1 protein-coding gene is annotated in these 652 nt (G+C 73.8%); it reads right to left on the reverse strand.

Annotated elements, in window-relative coordinates:
* Positions 1-58 precede the first annotated feature (58 nt).
* Positions 59-553, reverse strand: a complete 495-nt coding sequence (locus GSF22_RS34055) for a polyadenylate-specific 3'-exoribonuclease AS (RefSeq protein ID WP_208817980.1) — start codon at positions 551-553, stop codon at positions 59-61.
* Positions 554-652: the final 99 nt, after the last annotated feature.

Here is a 652-nt window from a genome sequence, read left to right on the forward strand (position 1 = left end):
GGACCGGAGACCGGCACGCTGACCGGAGCCGGCCGCCGGGCGGGCGCCCGGGGACCGGTCAGCGGGTCATCGCGCGCCAACGGGCGAGGTTGTGCCGGGCGTCGACCAGCGCGTCGTGCCGGTCGGCGGCGGCGTCGGGCAGCGGCGGACAGCCCCGGTCGTCCCAGAGTTGCCGGAGGTCCTTGGTGAACCGGGGGATCTCCCGTGGCAGGGCCGGCATCGCCCCCCACAGCTGGGCCAGCGCGACGTGGTCGTACGCCGCGTACCAGGCCCAGAGTTCCAGCTTCTCGCCCGGCCGGTCCCGGACCGGCTCCAGCAGGAACTCGTGGAGATCGTCGCGGATCCGCTCCCGGGACCGCCAGGCCGGGTCGGCCGGCGAGGGGAGCCGGTTGAGCACGTTGCGGCGTACCCACGGGACCGCGCGGGAGTCGTCGAACTGGGTGGAGACCGCGTAGAACTCGCGGCCGTACTCGTCGACGACACCGATGGAGACCAGGTCGACGATCCGGCCGTCCTCGATGAACTCACAGTCGTAGAAATAGCGGTAGACCATCACCGCCATCCTGGTCCACGCCGGTACGGGCCGGTACGGCGGGGGCGGGTGCTCCCCCCGCCGCGGCCGGCCGGTGCAGCCCGATGCCCTCCACCGACC

This window comes from Micromonospora echinofusca, assembly GCF_017614955.1.
Taxonomy (GTDB): domain Bacteria; phylum Actinomycetota; class Actinomycetes; order Mycobacteriales; family Micromonosporaceae; genus Micromonospora; species Micromonospora echinofusca_A.

Bases quoted from the DNA above. Each gene is read 5' to 3' on its own strand.
- GSF22_RS34055 (WP_208817980.1), bottom strand. From the start codon at position 553: ATGGTCTACCGCTATTTCTACGACTGTGAGTTCATCGAGGACGGCCGG.